The 17,710-nt window shown below is 59.1% G+C and carries 14 protein-coding genes; 12 read left to right on the top strand and 2 right to left on the bottom strand.

Annotated features, from left to right (window positions below; all coding sequences use genetic code 11):
- Positions 1-548: 548 nt before the first annotated feature.
- A complete protein-coding gene (locus DWW51_RS06015; protein WP_117773850.1) occupies positions 549-1,631 on the bottom strand; it encodes an iron-containing alcohol dehydrogenase family protein in 1,083 nt (360 codons plus the stop codon).
- Positions 1,632-2,141: 510 nt separating this feature from the next.
- On the opposite strand from DWW51_RS06015, the gene ileS reads away from it, so the two are divergent.
- The 11 genes from ileS (at position 2,142) to DWW51_RS05960 (ending at position 14,595) form a co-directional block, all read left to right on the top strand.
- The gene (gene ileS / locus DWW51_RS06010) at positions 2,142-4,919 is read left to right on the top strand and encodes an isoleucine--tRNA ligase (protein WP_369832565.1); all 2,778 of its coding nucleotides are present in this window, start codon (positions 2,142-2,144) and stop codon (positions 4,917-4,919) included.
- A 312-nt stretch (positions 4,920-5,231) separates the two neighbouring features.
- The gene (lspA, locus tag DWW51_RS06005) at positions 5,232-5,759 is read left to right on the top strand and encodes a signal peptidase II (protein WP_231501590.1); all 528 of its coding nucleotides are present in this window, start codon (positions 5,232-5,234) and stop codon (positions 5,757-5,759) included.
- Positions 5,759-6,772: an RluA family pseudouridine synthase gene (locus DWW51_RS06000; RefSeq protein WP_117773847.1), complete on the top strand. Its 1,014-nt coding sequence runs from the start codon at positions 5,759-5,761 to the stop codon at positions 6,770-6,772. Before lspA ends, DWW51_RS06000 begins: the two co-directional genes overlap by 1 nt.
- Positions 6,773-6,854: 82 nt before the next feature.
- Positions 6,855-8,150, top strand: coding sequence for a glycosyltransferase family 2 protein (locus DWW51_RS05995; RefSeq protein ID WP_117773846.1), 1,296 nt, complete (start codon positions 6,855-6,857; stop codon positions 8,148-8,150).
- A gap of 80 nt (positions 8,151-8,230) precedes the next feature.
- Positions 8,231-8,653 carry a prepilin peptidase gene (locus tag DWW51_RS05990; RefSeq protein ID WP_117773845.1) on the top strand — a complete coding sequence of 141 codons (423 nt, stop codon included), beginning with the start codon at positions 8,231-8,233 and terminating at the stop codon, positions 8,651-8,653.
- A gap of 31 nt (positions 8,654-8,684) precedes the next feature.
- A complete protein-coding gene (locus tag DWW51_RS05985) occupies positions 8,685-9,932 on the top strand; it encodes a deoxyguanosinetriphosphate triphosphohydrolase family protein (protein ID WP_117773844.1) in 1,248 nt (415 codons plus the stop codon).
- Between the two features lie 58 nt (positions 9,933-9,990).
- Entirely contained in the window at positions 9,991-11,340 is a 1,350-nt protein-coding gene (locus tag DWW51_RS05980) for a replication-associated recombination protein A (protein WP_197032187.1), read from the top strand.
- Between the two features lie 95 nt (positions 11,341-11,435).
- Positions 11,436-12,023: a hypothetical protein gene (locus tag DWW51_RS05975; RefSeq protein WP_117773843.1), complete on the top strand. Its 588-nt coding sequence runs from the start codon at positions 11,436-11,438 to the stop codon at positions 12,021-12,023.
- The gene (locus DWW51_RS05970) at positions 12,016-12,393 is read left to right on the top strand and encodes an ATP-binding protein (protein WP_117629310.1); all 378 of its coding nucleotides are present in this window, start codon (positions 12,016-12,018) and stop codon (positions 12,391-12,393) included. The genes DWW51_RS05975 and DWW51_RS05970 overlap by 8 nt, the downstream gene beginning before the upstream one ends.
- Before the next feature lies 1 nt (position 12,394).
- On the top strand, positions 12,395-13,186 hold the full coding sequence (locus tag DWW51_RS05965; RefSeq protein ID WP_117639348.1) for an RNA polymerase sigma factor SigF: 792 nt from the start codon (positions 12,395-12,397) through the stop codon (positions 13,184-13,186).
- Complete coding sequence (locus tag DWW51_RS05960; RefSeq protein WP_117773842.1) at positions 13,183-14,595, top strand: AI-2E family transporter; 1,413 nt, start codon at positions 13,183-13,185, stop codon at positions 14,593-14,595. The genes DWW51_RS05965 and DWW51_RS05960 overlap by 4 nt, the downstream gene beginning before the upstream one ends.
- A gap of 6 nt (positions 14,596-14,601) precedes the next feature.
- On the opposite strand, the gene DWW51_RS05955 is transcribed toward DWW51_RS05960, so the two are convergent.
- Entirely contained in the window at positions 14,602-14,841 is a 240-nt protein-coding gene (locus DWW51_RS05955; protein ID WP_117773841.1) for a hypothetical protein, read from the bottom strand.
- Positions 14,842-15,035: 194 nt separating this feature from the next.
- Between DWW51_RS05955 and alaS the strand changes: the two genes are divergently transcribed.
- Positions 15,036-17,693 carry an alanine--tRNA ligase gene (alaS, locus tag DWW51_RS05950; RefSeq protein WP_117773840.1) on the top strand — a complete coding sequence of 886 codons (2,658 nt, stop codon included), beginning with the start codon at positions 15,036-15,038 and terminating at the stop codon, positions 17,691-17,693.
- Positions 17,694-17,710 lie beyond the last annotated feature (17 nt).

The raw sequence follows: 17,710 nt of genomic DNA, 5'->3' as shown, positions 1-17,710 counted from the left end.
TTTTCCGGTTCGACGAACAGCCGATCGTGTCAAATTTGGTCTAACAGAGCCATATAAATTCTTATTTGTTGAACTAAGCCGTGATACCATACTCTCCAATGAAAGAACGCCCTGATATAGCGAAATTTTGCCGTTTTCCTGCGTACGTGCGTACACACTCCACAGGAATTCTAAGGGGCCTGCCCCCTTAGCACACGGACTTTGGAACAAAGTCTAGTGTGCTACGCCTTGCCAGAGGTGTACAGGCTCCCGGTATGCACGTACGAAGCAATTGCCATCAATGCGCCATATAAGTGGCGATCAAGTTCGCATAAAGCGACCTTGATCCTGCAAAACAAAAGGCAGGATACCATCACCACGATGATACCCTGCCTCTGTTCGTTTCTGTTTACCGTTCCGAGTAGTCCTTCCGCAGAATTTCCGATAAACAAAAAACGTACCCGAACCCTTTCTCGTAAAGAATCGGGTTCGAGTACGAACTGAATGCTGGAGCAATAAAAAACCACCAGAAAGGTGCCCGTCCCCTTTGTGGTGGTTTTGGGTCAGTCCTAGAGCGTGTGGCCGTAAGCGTTGGCGGCCTTGATGGCGGCGGCGAATTTCTCGTCGGTGAAGGGCTCCGGGTTGCCTTGCTTCCATTCGTTGGTGGCGTGCGCGTACTCGCACAGGGCAGGGATATCAGCCTCGGAAAGCCCGACCTGCTCAAGCGTCACGGGCAGGCCCATCTGATTGTTAAAGGCGGCGTAGCGCTCAAGGTTCTCGGTATCGCCCGTATAGGCGAACAGTACCAGCACACCCAGGCTCACGACCTCGCCGTGCAGGTAGGAGCCCTCGCGCGGAATGCTGCAGGAAGCGTTGTAGAACGCGTGCGCCACGCTCGAGTTGTAGTAGTAATCGTTTTGGTTGGTCAGGTTGGAGACGTAGCCCGTGTTGACCACGATATCGAGCGCGATCTGCTTGACGGCTTCGGTCGACAGGTTCTGGCGAACGTCCTCAAGACCCTGCACGCCATAGGTAAACAGCGGCTCGGAGCAGGTGTGTGCGAGCGCCAGGCCAAGACCTGCGGTGTGCTCCAGGTTGCCGGCGCTCGTGGCGTACTCGACCTCGGGCTGCTTGGACAGGGCATCGCCCACGCCCGCCCAGAAGTACTCCGCCGGAGCCTCGGCGATGATCTTGGGGTTGATGAAGATGTGCGCGGGGCGGTTGGGGTACGAATAGCCCTCGAGCGAGCCGTCGTCGTTGTAGACGACGGCAATGGCGGTCGCGGCCGAGCAGTTGGAGCAGATCGTCGGCACCGTAAAGACGATCTTCTTGAGCTCGATGGCCGCCGTCTTCATGGTGTCGAGCGCCTTGCCGCCGCCGCATGCGATAAGCACGTCGGCTTCCTGGCAGGCGGGGGAGTTTACGACCTTGGCGATATTGGCGCGTGTACTGTTGGTACCGTAGACGCGCGTCTCTAGAATCTCGACGTCGGTACCTTCCAGCACAGCTTCGATACCGGGAAGTGCTGCGGCCAGTGCCCGCTTGCCACCGATGATTGCGACCTTGGTCGCTCCGTATTCGGCCAGCGCTCCGGGCAGCTCGTCAAAGCAGTCTTCGCCGACGGTATAATCGCTCATCCCAATCGTGCGCATAGCAACCTTCTTTCGTTCGATAAAGTGCTTACAGGCATTTTGCTCCAAGTGAGTGCTTGCGACCGTGAGAAATTACTAAAGTATGAAACCGATGTTGAGGGTTTTTCGCTGGCGCGGAACGTGCTAGCATACTCCGCATAAGCGTTGATGGGGACGAGTAGTCGGCCATCCGCATGCTACAGAGAGCGGGGAGTGCTGAGAACCCGCGCATGCGACCGATGAAAATCACCCCGGAGCTGCGGTCCCAACGGACGCGTCGTGCAGACACGTCTTAGTAGACATCGCCGAGATGGTCGTCGATACAGACCAGCCGAGTAACGGATGCGAGCGCGCGAATACGCGGGCGAGGGCATCTAAGCTGGGTGGTTAAGCGAAGAGCTTTTGCGGGCACACGGCCCGTTTTGTGGCGCTTCGTCCCAGCTTGTAGGGACGGGCGCTTTTTTGGTGCCCAGAGGGCGTGCGCGCCCACGACATGAAAGGGGTACCGTGGCAAACGAGTACAAGCAGACGATGAATCTGCCCAAGACCGGTTTTCCCATGCGTGCCGGTCTTTCCAAGTCCGAGCCCAAGCGACTCAAGGACTGGCAGGACAACAAGGTCTACGAGCAGGTTCTGAAGAAGAACGAGGGTCACAAGAAGTTCGTGCTGCACGACGGCCCTCCGTACGCCAACGGCCCGATCCACATCGGCCACGCCATGAACAAGATCTCCAAGGACATGATCAACCGTTACTGGATGATGCAGGGCTATGAGGTTCCCTATGTCCCCGGTTGGGACTGCCACGGTCAGCCGATTGAGCACAAGGTCGAGGAGAAGCTCGGCACCGAGAAGTTCAACCAGACTTCCACGGCCAAGATCCGTGAGCTCTGCAACAAGTTCGCTGTCGAGAACATCGAGCTGCAGAAGGCCGGCTTCCGTCGCCTGGGCGTGCTCGGCGACTGGGACAACCCATATCTGACGCTCTATCACCAGCATGACGCCGCCGACATCGAGGTCTTCAAGGCCATGTTCGATAAGGGCATGATCTATCGCGGCCACAAGCCGGTTCACTGGTGCAAGCACTGTCACACCGCGCTCGCCGAGGCCGAGATCGAGTACTCCGACGAGACGAGCCCTTCCATCTTCGTTCGCTTTGAGATGACCTCCAAGCCCGCCGGCCTCGAGAACTTCGACGGCCCGGTCGACTTTATCATCTGGACGACTACGCCGTGGACCATCCCGTCCGACCAGGCCGTTTCCCTCAAGCCCGGCGCCGCCTACGTCGCCGTTGAGCACGATGGCCGTGCCGAGGTCATGCTCGAGGACCTGGCTCCCAAGTGCTGCGATGAGTTTGGCTGGGAGTACACCCCGGTCATGGTCGACGGCAAGCCCTACGTGGTGCCCGCCGAGACCTTCCACCACATCCACTACAAGCAGCCGATCTTTGACGGCGTTGAGGGCGTGGCGCTGCTGGCCGATTACGTCGGTGTCGATGACGGTACCGGTATCGTCCACAATTCGCCCGGCCACGGCGTCGACGACTACTTCGCCTGCCTCAAGGAGGGCATCACCGACATTTGCATGCCGGTCGATGACGACGGCAAGTTCTACACCGGCGAGGAGTTTGGTACCGGTGGCCCCTTCAGCGGTATGGACACCGACGAGGCCAACCCACACATCATCGAGTTCCTGCGCGAGCGCGGTACCCTGGTCCTCGAGAAGAAGATCACGCACAGCTATCCGCACTGCTGGCGCTGCAAGCATCCGGTGCTCTTCCGTGCTACCGACCAGTGGTTTGTCTCGATGGACAAGACCGGTCTGCGCGAGCAGGCTGGCAAGGAGGTCCGCGAGAACGTCAAATGGTATCCGGCCCACGCGGCCAACCGCATTGGCGCCATGGTCGAGCAGCGTCCCGACTGGTGCATCAGCCGTCAGCGCAACTGGGGCGTGCCTATCCCCAGCTACACCTGCGCCGACTGCGGTGAGAAGGTCATGAACGACGCTACGCTCGACGCCGTCATCAAGCTCTTCCACGAGAAGGGCTCCGACGCCTGGTTCACCGACGCTCCCGAGAGCTACCTGGGCGAGGCCTGCGTCTGCCCCAAGTGCGGTGGCCATCACCTCAAGGCCGATAAGGACATTCTTGACGTGTGGTGGGACTCCGGCGTCTCCTGGAAGGCCGTCTGCGAGTACCGTCCCGAGCTGGAGTACCCGGCGGACGTCTACCTCGAGGGCTCCGACCAGCACCGTGGTTGGTTCCAGAGCTCGCTGCTCACCTCGGTGGGCGCCAACGGCCATGCTCCGTACAAGGCGGTCGTCTCGCAGGGCTTCACGCTCGACGGCCAGGGCCGTAAGATGTCGAAGTCGCTCGGCAACGTCATCGACCCCAACAAGGTCTGCGACGAGATGGGCGCCGACATCATCCGCCTGTGGGTTGCCTCCGTCGATACCAGCTCCGACGTGTCCATCGACCACGAGATCCTTGCTCGTACCTCCGATGCCTACCGTCGTTTCCGCAACACGCTGCGCTTCCTGCTCTCCGAGCTCGAGGGTCAGTTTGAGCCCGAGACCGACGGCGTCGCCTTTGCCGACCTGCTGCCGCTCGACAAGCTCATGGTTGCCCGCCTGACTCAGGTCCAGGCCGAGGTTGACGACGCCTACTCTTGCTACGAGTTCCCGCGCGCCTACCGTGCGCTCTACGACTTCGTGGTTACCGAGCTCTCTAACGTGTACCTCGACGCCCTGAAGGACCGTCTGTACTGCGATAAGCCCGGCTCGCTCGAGCGTCGCAGCGCCCAGACCGTGCTTGCCGAGCTCTTCTCGATGCTCATGCGCGACCTGCAGCCGATCCTGTCCTACACGGTCGACGAGGCCATGGCCTATGCGCCTGCCGGCTGCGTCGATCACCAGAAGTACGCTGCGCTGCTCGATTGGTATAAGTCGCCCATTACGGTCGACGAGGCCAATGAGTTCGAGGGCGTGCTCGAGGCTTCACTCGAGCTCCGTAGCGCCGTGACCAAGGCCCTTGAGGACGCCCGCTCCGCCGGTACCTTCACCAAGAGCCAGCAGGTCCGCGTCAAGGCGGTCGTTCCCGCCGAGATGTACGCGCTGCTGACCGGCGACAAGGCCGTCGACCTGGCCGAGTTCTACATCGTCTCCGATGTTGAGTTGACCCAGGGCGAGGAGCTCTCCGTTGCCATCGAGGCTGCTGAGGGCGAGTGCTGCGACCGTTGCTGGAACTACCGCACCACCGTCGGCGAGTACAACGGCCACGCTCACATCTGCGAGAGGTGTGCGAACGCTTTGTAGTTACGCGGTTTTACCAAACCGCGTAACAGGTTGACGCTGCAAACCCGCCAGAGCGGCAATCTGCCTTTCAGCTTCGGCGGCATGACCAGAAGGTCTATGCCGCCTTGCTTCAAGGCACCTTGCTCGCTCTGGCGGGTTTTCGCTGTTGGTAACGAATCATCGGCTATTTCGTTGCTGGTCAATATAAGATATTGATTTGCGTTAAACGTAATTCGATGTTCTTGAGGGTAGGGGATTGATTTGGGTCGTACTGGGGATATGACGCCGCCTTTGCGTTGGCGGTTGGGTGTTGCTGGTGGGATGGCGCTGGTTGTGCTGCTTCTTGACCAGCTGACCAAGTTTGCGGTTCGTGCCGTGGGCGACGCTTTGCATGTGACCGTCATCCCTGGTGTCATCGACTTTATGTTTGTCCGCAATATCGGTGCCGCCTTTAGCATGGGCGAGGGGCATGGCATCGCGTTTGCCGTGCTGGCGTTGGCGGTCATTATCGCTATTTTTGTGTACCTCGTTCGTGCACCCCAGCTTGCCCATCTTGAGGTTGTGGGCATGGCGATGGTTGCGGGCGGTGCTATCGGTAACGCAATCGATCGTTTGGCCTTTGGCTTCGTGACCGATTTTATTGCCACCACCTTCATCGACTTCCCCGTCTTCAATGTGGCCGATATCGGCATTACGGTCGGTGTAGTGCTCGCCCTCTTCGGTTACATGTTCTTGAGCCCCGCGGCCCGTGAGGTCGATGCGACCGCCGAGCTTAACGCCCGTGATGAGGCCCGCGCCAAGCGCAAGGCTAAACAACGTGGGGAGCGTGCCCGCAAGATTCGTGAAAGGAATGAGCGCTAATGGCCGACATCCATATCCTTGTTGCCGACGATGCCGCTGGTCAGCGTCTTGACGCCTATCTGGGCGCCAATGACGGCTGCCCTACGCGCTCTGCCTGCGCGCATCTGATTGAGGGTGGGGCCGTAGTGGTCAATGGCGAGACCTGCCTGTCCAAAAAGTACGCCGTGCGAGCCGGTGACCGTATTTCGGTTGATTTGCCCGAGCCGCACGATCCCACCGATGTGATTCCCGAGGCCATCCCGCTCGACATTCGCTACGAGGACGACTATCTCATCGTGCTCTCCAAGCAGCGCGGCCTGGTGTGCCATCCTGCGCATGGTCATGAGAGCGGTACGCTCGCGAATGCCCTGGTCTATCACTGTGGTATCGACCATCTGGGCACCGTGCAGGGCGAGGACCGCCCCGGTATCGTGCATCGTTTGGATCGCGATACCTCAGGTCTTATGCTTGCGGCAAAGGACGACGACACCCAGCGCGCGCTCCAAAATCTTATCCGTACGCGCACGCTCGACCGCCGCTACATTACGCTCGTTCACGGGCACATCGCCATGGACGAGGGCACCATCAACACCGGTATTGCCCGATCGACGCGCGACCGCGTGAAGATGGCGGTTTCGGACGATCCCTTTGCGCGCCAAGCCATCACGACCTTCAAGGTCCTTGAGCGTTTTGATTCCACGCGCTTTGATGACGGCTACACACTCGTTGAGTGTCACCTGTTTACCGGTCGCACGCATCAGATTCGCGTGCACATGCGCCATATCAACCACGCCTGCGTGGGCGATCCGCTCTACGGCAAGTGCGATGCACGCGCCGATCAGGGTCTGACCAGGCAATTCCTCCATTCCTGGCGCGTAGCGTTCGATCATCCCGTGACGGGGGAGCGCATTGAGCGCCGCGACGAGCTGCCGTGGGATCTCGCTGCGGTTCTTGACGACCTGGCCCCGCGTTCGCTTGGTCGCACTGCTGCCGGCGACGAAATCGTACCGCAGCTCGGCCTGCTCGAAGCCTAGCCAGTATTAGGTGGTTTCTTGAACGCCCCTAGCCTGCGGTAAGATATACGGTTGTTTACGTAACGCGTTCCTGGGAGCCTGCATGCTCGCCTTTTTACAAACCAACACACCCATCGTGATCTTCAACCAGATTGTCGTCACGCTGCTCACGGTCTGCTTCTTGTACCAGGTGGTCTTCTTTGTCATCGGTGCTCTCCGCGGCGAGGTCGCGCCTCCCAAGGCCAAAAAACTCCACCGGTATGCCTTCTTTATTGCAGCACACAACGAGGAGGCCGTTATCGCCAACCTCGTTCGCTCCATCAAGGACCAGGATTATCCGTCCGAGCTCATCGAGGTCTTTGTCGTCGCCGATGCCTGCACCGATAACACCGCGCAGCTCGCGCGCGAGGCGGGCGCTGTCGTGTACGAGCGAAACGACCTGGCCCGTAAAGGCAAGAGCTGGGTCATGGACTTTGGTTTTGACCGCATTCTTAACGAGTATCCCGATACCTTTGAGGGCTACTTTATCTTCGATGCCGACAACGTTATCTCCCGCGATTACGTCTCCAAGATGAATGACGCCTTTGACCAGGGATTCCATGTGGTCACAAGCTACCGCAACTCCAAGAACTTTGGCAGCTCGTGGATCTCGGCTGCCAACGCCACTTGGTACCTGCGCGAGGCGCGTTTCCTTAACAACGCGCGTAATATCTGCAAGACGTCCTGTGCCGTCTCGGGTTCGGGCTACCTCATCTCCGCCAGTGTTATCGAGGGTATGCACGGCTGGCAGTTCCACACGCTGACCGAGGATATTCAGTTCACCACGTTCTGCGCCATTCACGGCATTCGCATTGGCTATGCGCCGGCGGAGTTTTTTGACGAGCAACCCGTGACGTTTAAAGCGTCTTGGAAGCAGCGTATGCGCTGGACCAAGGGCTTCTACCAGGTGTTCTTTACCTACGGTAAGCATCTGGTCAAATCGACGTTTTGCTATCATCGCTTTGCCGCATATGACATGTTTATGACCATCGCTCCGGGCATGTTGCTGTCCCTGATCTCCATGCTCGCCAACGCTACCTTTCTCATCGTGGGCGGGCTTTCGCATGGCTTCTTGGCCACCGAGGTCGAGATGCAGGCTTGTGCCGCCTCGCTCATTATGACCTTCGCGATGATGTACCAGACCTTCTTTATCCTGGCGTTACTTACGACCATCTTTGAGTACAAGCACATTCATTGTGCGCAAAAGTGGCGCCTGGTGACCAACCTGTTTACCTTCCCGATCTTTATGTTCAGCTATATCCCCATCACGGTGGCAGCGCTGTTCCTAAAGGTCGACTGGGTCCCGACGCAGCACGCCGTCAACGTTACCCTCGACGAGGTCATGCAAGGCGCCAAATAACCACCATCAAAACCACCACAAAGGTGCCTGTACCTTTGTGGTGGTTTTTGCTTTTGAGCAGCTGTTCATGGAGGTGCACGATGGTCTATATCCCGTTTTGGATTTGTTTCTTTGCCGGCGCGGTGATTGATGCCCGTGAGCGGCGGTTTCCCAATCAGCTTGCCGGCGCGTGTGCGGTGGCGGCGCTTGCAGGCGTTTGGCTCGACAAGGGTGTTAACACGGCGTTTGACCACGCCGGTCTTGCGGTCATCGTCTACCTTGCCCTTGTGCTTACTGAGTCACTCTGGCGTCGTGTTCGCCACGTCCCTGGCATTGGCATGGGGGACGCCAAGGCGCTCTTCGCGCTTTGCACGCTCGACCCTATGGGCGGCATCGTGGCATTTGCCGTTGCGCTCCTGGCCCTTGCCCTCTCCTGCCTCTTCACAAAATCGCGCTCCCTGCCTTTGCTGCCGTTTTTGGTGCCGATTTTTGCCATAATCGAGGTCGTGGGCTGCACATTGTAACCGATTGCGCATCCTTCTTAAGGAGCATGCCATGGCATCTAATCAAGAAACGGCCGTCATTAAGGCGCGCATGGACCGTATTCCCTCGGCGTTATCGCCCGAACTTGTCGAGCGCATTGCCGCAGATCGTGCTTCGGGCTATGTCAACCCGTACCGTTGCGACGATGACCAGGTCATCCGTCGCGTTGATCGAGCCGCAGACGAGGGCACGCTCATGCGTCCGGCCTTTATGCGCGATACCGAAAAGATTCTTCATCTGCCTGCGTATGCCCGATACGCCGGCAAAACTCAGGTCTTCAGTTTTCGCAGTAACGATGACCTGTCGCGGCGCGGCCTTCATGTGCAGCTCGTCTCGCGCATTGCTCGCGATATCGGCCGTGCCTTGGGCCTCAACTGCGATTTGATCGAGGCGATTGGCCTGGGCCACGATTTGGGCCACACGCCCTTTGGCCATGCCGGCGAGCGTTTCCTCAACGATATCTATCACGAGCGTACGGGTCGTTATTTTTTCCATAACGTGCAGTCCGTCCGCGTGCTCGACGCGCTGTACGGTCGCAACGTGTCGCTCCAGACGCTCGACGGCGTGCTGTGTCATAACGGCGAGTATGAGCAGCGTGTCTTTGAACTCTCGGACATGGCGTCGTTTGACCAGTTCGACCGTACCGTCGAGGACAGCATTGCCGCGGGCTATGGCGCGATCGAGCACCTGCGCCCCATGACCCTCGAGGGCTGTGTGGTGCGTATCTCGGATATCCTCGCCTACGTCGGTCGTGATCGTCAGGACGCCATTGCGGCGGGCCTGCTGTCGCCCGACGCTTTTGACGATGGTCGGGGCGGCGCCTATAACAGCTGGATTCTCACGCACGCTTCCATCGATATCGTTGAGCATAGCTATGGCAAACCGCGTATCGAGATGAGCGAGGACCTGTTTGAGGAGATCCGCCGGGCGAAGCGCGAGAACTACGAGAAGATCTATAGCAAGGGCGGTATCGAAGGCGATTCCGAGGCAGAGTTGCGTGAGGCCTTCGAAAAGCTCTACGACCGTTGCCTGCAGGATCTAAATAAAGGCGACGAGTCTTCCTACATCTTTAAGCACCATATTTCGCGTATTGAGCAGCAGCTTTCCTACTACGACTGCACCTATGCATGGCAAGACGATAAGGATCAGACCGTCGTGGATTACATCGCAAGCATGACGGACGGCTATTTCTGCGAGCTGACGAGCAAGCTGTTCCCGGGATTGCAGTTTCCGCACCGTACCTATATTAACGAACGGTAGTTCGTATAATTCGGTATACTGTTGGTCGATAACGTTTTGATTGATGCACGGGATGGCTATGGACGACCTTTTTTCTGCTTCGACGCGCGAGCGTTCCTTTCAGAATGCACCGCTGGCGGTGCGCATGCGCCCCAATTCGCTCGACGAGTATGTGGGCCAGCAAAAGGCCGTCGGTAAGGGCTCGTGGCTGCGCGCCGCGATTGAGCATGACGTGCTGTCGAGCGTGATTCTGTACGGCCCGGCTGGCACGGGCAAGACGACGCTGGCCCACATTATCGCCAACCATACCAAGAGCGAGTTTGTCGAGGTCAGCGCCGTGACGGGCACTGTGAAGGACCTGCGCCGCGTAATCGATGAGGCTAAGACCCGTCTGAACACCTACGACCGCCGCACCATTCTGTTTATCGATGAGATCCATCGCTTCTCTAAGTCGCAGCAGGATGCCTTACTGCATGCGGTTGAGAACCGCACCGTCATTATGATTGGCGCCACGACGGAAAACCCGTACTTTGAGGTCAACTCGGCATTGCTCTCGCGTGGGCGTGTGGTAGAGCTTGAGCACCTGAAGGACGAGGATATCGCCATGCTCATTGAGCGTGCGCTCGAGGCGCCGCAGGGTTTAAACGGTAAGTTCTCGGCCGATGAGGATACAGTCAAGACCATTTGCACGCTGGCCGCGGGTGATGCGCGCTCGGCGCTCACGACGCTCGAGCTTGCGAGTGAGATTGCCGTTACGCGTCCCGATACTGAGGGAACGCCAGCGCCGGCGGCCGGGGAACGCTATCCCATTACCGTGGATGACGTGAAGATCGCCAATCCACGTCGTGGGTTTTCGTATGACAAAAACGGTGACATGCACTACGACATTATCAGTGCGTTTATTAAATCTATGCGCGGCAGCGACCCCGATGCCACGATCTATTGGCTCGCGCGCATGATCGATGCAGGGGAGGATCCCAAGTTTATCGCTCGCCGCATTATGATTCAGGCTTCCGAGGATGTTGGCAACGCCGACCCGCAGGCGCTTTTGGTGGCGCATGCCGCATTTAAATCTGCCGAGGTCATTGGCTATCCCGAGTGTCGCATCAACCTGGCTCAGGCTGCGCTCTATGTGTGTCTGGCGCCTAAGTCCAACGCGTGCGAGGCCTCGATCGATGCGGCGCTGGCCGATATCCACAGCAGTGGTCTTCGCGAGGTGCCCAGCTACCTGCGCGATCGTCACCGTCCCGGCAGCGACGAGTATGGTGTATACAAGTACCCGCACGATTATCCCGAAGGCTGGGTCGATCAGCGCTATTTGCCCGAGGGGTTGGAGCGCGGCGCGTTCTGGCAGCCTGCCGGCCGCGGTTGGGAAGAGTGGCGTGTGGAGCAAAGCGAGCGCGACCGTAGCGGCAACGCTCCCAAGTAGGCCATTGGCGCCTCGCGCATTCCCTTTGGGTATCTTTGCCCTTCTTTGGGGTACCATGAAAAACGTCTGTATTTCGATTCCTTCGGGAGGCTTGTATGAGTCCCATTCAAATCGCCCTGCTGGTGCTCGCCGTTGCCGGCGTGTGGGCTGTTGTCGAGCTCGCGCTCACGCTGCGCAAGACCCGCACCGTCGTCGACTCGCTCGACAAGACGGTGAGCGACCTCAATAATACGCTCGCCGAGGCACAGCCCGTGGTGGCAAAGCTCGATGGCGCCGTTGACGAGCTTACGCCGGCACTTGCCCAGATGGAGCCGCTCCTCAAGTCGAGCAAGACTGCCGTTGACGCCCTGACGTCTAACCTCGTTGAGGTTGAGGCGGTCGTTCGCGACATTTCCGAGGTTACGGGCAGCATGGCCGAGGCCAGTAATGCCGTGTCGAGCGTGACTGATTCTGCGGCCGGCGCCGTGCAGAAGCTCTTCAATAAGGTGAAGGCTCCTGCAGCCGACGCCGATCGCAAGCTCGCCGCTGCCGCCGCCGAGGCCGAGCAGCCTACTGAGCGCGTTCTGATTGGCGATGACGATGCCGCTGCTGACGACGATGATGTTCAGAAGTCCGCAGCCAAGCCTGCTCAGTATTACACCTATACGCCTGCCGAGACCTCCGAGGAGTCCTGCGATGAGTAGTGAAGCAACCTGCCCCATCACGCTGAGCGTTGCCGGTGATCCTCGTCTCGCGCGCTTGGTGCGCATGACGGCCGCCAACGTCGGCGCCCTGTGCTCTATGTCCGTCGATCGCATCGAGGATATCCGCATGGCTGCCGAGGAAGCCTTCATCTTTGGATGCACCGCGGTCGACTGCGACGACATCACGATCAATTTCGATGTGGACGAATCTCACGTCGGCATGACCTTTACCTTTGGGGAACAGGCCACCGTCGACGAGGATGACCAGGCTGCTGTGTATGCCGAGCTCATTCTTGCAAGCGTGTGCGATTCCTACGAAAAGACTGCGGCGCCTCTAACGCTTTCCCTCGACCTCAAGGCGGATATCTAATATGACCGAACGTTCCCGGAGCGGCAAGACCGCTTGGGACAAGGAGAAAACCCGCGAGCTGTTTCGTCGTTATAAGGAGACCGGCGATCCGGATGCTCGCGAGCAGCTCGTCATGTCCCATATGAACCTGGTAAGGTTTCTTGCCAACAAATTTAAGAACCGCGGCGAGCCGCTCGATGACCTTTTGCAGGTCGGGTACTTGGGCTTGCTCAAGGCTATCGATCGCTTTGATCCTGAGCGCGGACTCGAGTTCACGACGTTTGCCACGCCCACCATCTTGGGCGAGATTAAGCGCCACTTCCGCGACAAGGGCTGGAGCGTGCGCGTGCCCCGTCGTTTGCAGGAGCTCTCGGCCAAGGTCAACCAGGCTACCGATAAGCTCACCAACGAGCTGCAGCGTTCGCCCAAGGTTGAGGAAATCGCCGAATACCTGGACGTGACCGTCGACGAGGTGCTCGAAGCCATGGAGTCGTCCTCGGCCTACACCTCGGTGCCCATCGAGGCCCCCGGTGCGTCCGATTCCGATGATGCGCCTTCGATTCTCGATCGCTATGCCGACGACGACAACGAGCTCGACTTTACCGATGACCGCCTGGTAATCGAGGAAGCCATCCGCGATTTCTCGCCGCGCGAGCGCGAGGTTATCGAGCTGCGCTTCGTTAAGGGCATGACCCAGATCGAGATTGCCAAGAAGCTTGGCATCTCGCAGGTGCAGGTCTCGCGCCTGCTGCGCCGTACCCTTAAGAAGATTCAAGATAAGATCGACCCCGACGGAGTGATGATTCGTTCATGAGTGAGCACCCCCAACAAATCGACCGCACGCTTCGCGATACCCGCATTCTGACGCTGGGCATTTGGGGCGTCGTCGGCTGCATTGTCATCGCTGCCGTTATCTTCAACCTTATGGGCATCCTGGCACCGGTCATCGAGTTTCTCGCTGTCGGTTCCATCATCGCTTTTGTGATGTCTCCGATCACCAACTGGCTCGAGCATCACGGCGTCGGACGTGGCCTCGGTTCGCTCATCGCACTCATTGTGGTTGTTGCCGTGCTCGTCGGCGTCGTCTGCATCCTATCGCCTATTTTGCTCGGTCAAATCATGGAAGTCCTGAGCCGCCTGCCCGAGCAGCTTCGTGTTGCGGGTGGCGATCTCAACGAGATGCTCTCGCACGCTAAGACGCTCAACAACACGCCGCTCAAGGAGTATCTGGACGACAATCTTTCTTCGTTGGTTACCGTAGCGTCCAAGTACGTCTCGCAAATCGCTGCTGAGCTCGGCCGCGGTGTGTTTCCGCTCATTACCAACACGGCCTCGCAGCTGTTCGTCATCTTCCTGGGTCTGGTGCTTGCCTACTGGCTTGCCTGCGATTATCCCCGCATGCACCACGAGGTCTGCACCATCATCGGGCAGGAAAAGGAGACCTCGTACCGCTTTATGGTTGCCATCCTTTCACGCTCGGTTGGCGGCTATATGCGCGGCATGGTCGTGACGTCCATCTGCGGTGGCATCCTCGCCTTTATCGGCTTTACGCTCATTGGCCATCCATATGCAGCGCTCATGGCCATCTTCACCGGCATTATGCACTTGGTTCCGGTTGTCGGTCCCTGGGTGAGCGCGGCGATCGCCACGGTGCTTGGGTTTATGTTCAGCCCTATGCTGGCGTTATGGACGCTTGTCGTGACCATGGTGGCTCAAAACGTCACCGATAACGTGATTTCGCCTAAGGTCATGCAGAGCTCGGTGCAGGTGCATCCCGTTATGAGCCTGACGGCTCTCGTTGTCGGTTCGGCACTCATGGGTCCCATCGGCATGGTTATCGCCATTCCGCTGTGCGCGGCCCTCAAGGGCATCTTCGTCTACTACTTTGAGAACGAGACCGGCCGTCAGCTCGTGGCATACGACGGCGCCGTGTTTAAGGGCACGCCGTATCGCGATACCGAGGGTAACCCGGTCGCCGCCTACGACGCGCTCGGAGACGATACGTTCATCTATGAGTCCGAACTCATCGGCAACGAGACCGCTCCCGAGGCCCAGGCAATGCCCAAGCCCGAGCTCGATAATCCCTGGATTAAGCTCTCAGGCCTACAGCCCGACGCGACGGGTTTCTTTAAGAACCCCTTTGCCAAGGACGACGACACAAGCTCTGACGACGACACCAAAACCGGCATCGACGGCTCCATGGACGACTCGGATTCTAAATAGGTCCTATTAACGTTTCTTGAAGTTGAAAATGACAAGAAACGCGAGCAAAGCGATTGATAAGGGGCCGGCAACATAGAAAAAGAGAATGTCAATTGCGCGTAGAGTGTAATAAGCCTTATCGCCGGACATTACTGCATACAACACGTAGCCAAATGCTGGTTGGTTTGCGTACCAGCAGGTGAAAGCCAAAAGCGTTAAAAGTGTCGCTAACAGAAGTGCATTGAGGAAAAATCGTTTGCTTTTCATCGATCGCTCCTTCCGGGTGACTCTTATATGTAATTCTACAGCAGCCCTTTTTCAAAGGATCGCACAGTACTAAATAACGTGCACTTTCGCTGGAGGGTCGCTGTTTGGCGGCCCTCTTTTTTGCACAGGCGCGGTGGGATGGTAATATCGTTACGTTTGAACTGTTTCGATGTGAAACCGAGGAGATTCCCTCTATGAGTGCTGACTACCCGTCAATGACTACGGCTGAGATTCGCTCTAAGTTCCTCAACTTCTTTGAGGAGCGCGGTCTTAAGCTCTATCCTTCTTCGTCCCTCGTCCCCGACGATCCTTCGCTGCTGCTTGCCAACGCCGGCATGAACCAGTTTAAGGAGTATTACCAGGGCAAGAAGACCATGAAGGAGATCGGCGCAATCTCTTGCCAGAAGTGCGTCCGCACCAACGACATCGATTGCATCGGCGAGGACGGCCGTCACCTGTCCTTCTTTGAGATGCTCGGCGATTTCTCCTTTGGTGGCGTCTCCAAGCAGCAGGCCTGCGCTTGGGCCTTTGAGCTCATTACCAAGGAGTTCAAGCTGCCTCTCGACCGCCTGTACTTTACTGTCTTTACCGAGGACGACGAGACCCACGATGTGTGGCGCTCCCTGGGCGTTGCCGAGGATCATATCTCCCGCCTGGGCGAGGACGACAACTTCTGGGCCGCTGGCCCCACCGGCCCCTGCGGTCCGTGCTCTGAGATTTACTTTGACATGGGCGAGGAGGTTGGCTGCGGCAGCCCCGACTGCAAGCCCGGCTGCGACTGCGACCGCTTCCTGGAGTTCTGGAATCTCGTCTTTACCCAGTACGACCGCCAGGAGGACGGCTCCATGCCAGAGCTGCCGCACCGCAACCTCGATACGGGCATGGGCCTAGAGCGCATGGCTGCCATCATGCAGCACAAGACCGCCAATTACGACGGCGATCTGATGCAGCACCTCATCAAGCTGGGCGAGGAGATCAGCGGCAAGACCTATGACGCCGACGATTACTCCGGTGCCAGCCGCTCGCTGCGTATCATCGCGGATCACTCTCGTGCCGTCGACTTTATGATCTCGGACGGCATCCTGCCCGGTAACGAGGGTCGCGAGTACGTCCTTCGACGCCTGCTCCGCCGTGCCGTGTTCCACGGTCGCCTGCTGGGTATCGAGGGCGCCTTCCTGACCAAGTTTATCGACGAGGTCAACGCTCAGATGGGCGAGGCCTATCCCGAGCTGCTCAAGAACGTCGCGCTCGTCAAGGGTATCGTCGCCTCCGAGGAGGAGCGCTTCTCCACGACGCTCGACAACGGTCGCGTCTACCTGGATGAGGCCCTGGCAGCGCTTGCCGAGGGCGCTGTGCTTCCGGGCGATGTTGCCTTTAAGCTGCACGACACCTTTGGTTTCCCCATCGACCTGACCGTCGAGATCGCCGGCACCGCTGGCCACGACGTCGACATGGACGGCTTCACCGCCTGCATGGAGGACCAGAAGGCCCGCGCCCGCGCCAATGCCAAGGGCGACGCCTGGGGCAGCTTCAACGACGTGTGGGTCGAACTTTCCGACAAGGTCGCCGCGACTGAGTTCGACGGCTATGACAACGATGTGATCGTAGGCGCCAAGGTTGTTGCCATCGTGCGCAACGGCGAGTCCGTCGAGTCCGCTGCCGCCGGCGAGGACGTCGAGGTCGTTCTCGACCGCACCCCGTTCTATGCCGAGATGGGTGGCCAGCAAGGCGATGCCGGCAAGCTTTCCGCCGAGGGCGTTGTTCTGACCGTTGCCGACACCAAGAACCACAACGGTCTGTATGCCCACGTCGCGCACGTTGTCGATGGCACGCTGACTGTCGGTGCCGCTGTGACCGCCACGCTTGACGCCGAGCGCCGTGGCTTCCTGCGCCGCAACCACACCGCCACGCACCTGCTCGACGCCGCGCTTAAGCAGGTCCTGGGCGAGCATGTCTCCCAGGCCGGCTCGCTGGTGACGCCTGAGCACCTGCGCTTTGACTTCACGCACTTCGAGGCCCTGTCCTCCGAGCAGCTCAAGGCTGTCGAGGACCTGGTCAACCAGCAGATCTTCGCCTCCAAGCCGGTTGTGACCCGCGTCATGGGCATTGACGAGGCCAAGTCCGCCGGTGCTGTCGCCCTGTTTGGTGAGAAGTATGGCGACGTCGTCCGCGTTGTCTCCGTGGGCGCCGAGGACCAGCCGTTCTCCCGCGAACTCTGCGGTGGCACGCACGCTGCCAACACCGCCGAGATCGGCCTGTTCAAGATCATTTCCGAGTCCTCTACGGGCTCCAACGTCCGCCGTATTGAGGCCGTGACCTCTAAGGGTGCTCTCGACTACATGGCCGACCGTCTGGCGCTCGTCGACGCCGCCGCTGCTGCGCTCAAGTGCCGCGTGGATGAGGTTCCCGCCCGCGTGGAGAACCTGCAGGCCGAGCTGCGCGAGACTTCCAACAAGCTCAAGAAGGCGCTGACCGGTGGCTCCTCCGACGCTATCTCCAGCGCCATCGAGGGCGCCGTTGAGCTCGACGGCTACAAGCTCGTCGTCGCTGAGCTCCAGGGCCTTGAGGCTGCCGACCTGCGCAACGTCTGGGATACCGTACACCAGAAGGTCGCCGGTCCTGTCGCCTGCGTCGTCGCCAGCGTGACCGAGAAGGGCACCCCGGCCCTGCTCGCCGCCGGCTCCGATGACGCCGTCAAGGCCGGTTTCCACGCCGGTAACGTGATCAAGCAGATCGCGGGCCTGGTCGACGGTCGCGGTGGCGGCCGTCCCAACATGGCCCAGGCCGGTGGCAAGAATGCCGCCGGCATCGCCGATGCCCTCGCGGCCGCTAAGACCGCGCTCGGCGCCTAAGAATCTAGGTAGTCGCT

This window comes from Collinsella sp. AF15-51, assembly GCF_003462845.1.
Lineage (GTDB): Bacteria > Actinomycetota > Coriobacteriia > Coriobacteriales > Coriobacteriaceae > Collinsella.
The sequence above is the reverse complement of the archived record's forward strand: the minus strand, read 5'-3'. Positions and strand labels throughout refer to the sequence as shown.

Excerpts from the sequence above, each read along its gene's own strand:
- DWW51_RS05965 (WP_117639348.1), top strand. The coding sequence starts at position 12,395 with ATGACCGAACGTTCCCGGAGCGGCAAGACCGCTTGGGACAAGGAGAAA.
- DWW51_RS05995 (WP_117773846.1), top strand. The coding sequence starts at position 6,855 with ATGCTCGCCTTTTTACAAACCAACACACCCATCGTGATCTTCAACCAG.
- DWW51_RS05985 (WP_117773844.1), top strand. The coding sequence starts at position 8,685 with ATGGCATCTAATCAAGAAACGGCCGTCATTAAGGCGCGCATGGACCGT.
- DWW51_RS05980 (WP_197032187.1), top strand. The coding sequence starts at position 9,991 with ATGGACGACCTTTTTTCTGCTTCGACGCGCGAGCGTTCCTTTCAGAAT.
- DWW51_RS06000 (WP_117773847.1), top strand. The coding sequence starts at position 5,759 with ATGGCCGACATCCATATCCTTGTTGCCGACGATGCCGCTGGTCAGCGT.
- alaS (WP_117773840.1), top strand. The coding sequence starts at position 15,036 with ATGAGTGCTGACTACCCGTCAATGACTACGGCTGAGATTCGCTCTAAG.
- DWW51_RS05975 (WP_117773843.1), top strand. The coding sequence starts at position 11,436 with ATGAGTCCCATTCAAATCGCCCTGCTGGTGCTCGCCGTTGCCGGCGTG.
- DWW51_RS05955 (WP_117773841.1), bottom strand. The coding sequence starts at position 14,841 with ATGAAAAGCAAACGATTTTTCCTCAATGCACTTCTGTTAGCGACACTT.
- DWW51_RS05960 (WP_117773842.1), top strand. The coding sequence starts at position 13,183 with ATGAGTGAGCACCCCCAACAAATCGACCGCACGCTTCGCGATACCCGC.
- DWW51_RS05990 (WP_117773845.1), top strand. The coding sequence starts at position 8,231 with ATGGTCTATATCCCGTTTTGGATTTGTTTCTTTGCCGGCGCGGTGATT.
- ileS (WP_369832565.1), top strand. The coding sequence starts at position 2,142 with ATGAATCTGCCCAAGACCGGTTTTCCCATGCGTGCCGGTCTTTCCAAG.
- DWW51_RS05970 (WP_117629310.1), top strand. The coding sequence starts at position 12,016 with ATGAGTAGTGAAGCAACCTGCCCCATCACGCTGAGCGTTGCCGGTGAT.
- DWW51_RS06015 (WP_117773850.1), bottom strand. The coding sequence starts at position 1,631 with ATGCGCACGATTGGGATGAGCGATTATACCGTCGGCGAAGACTGCTTT.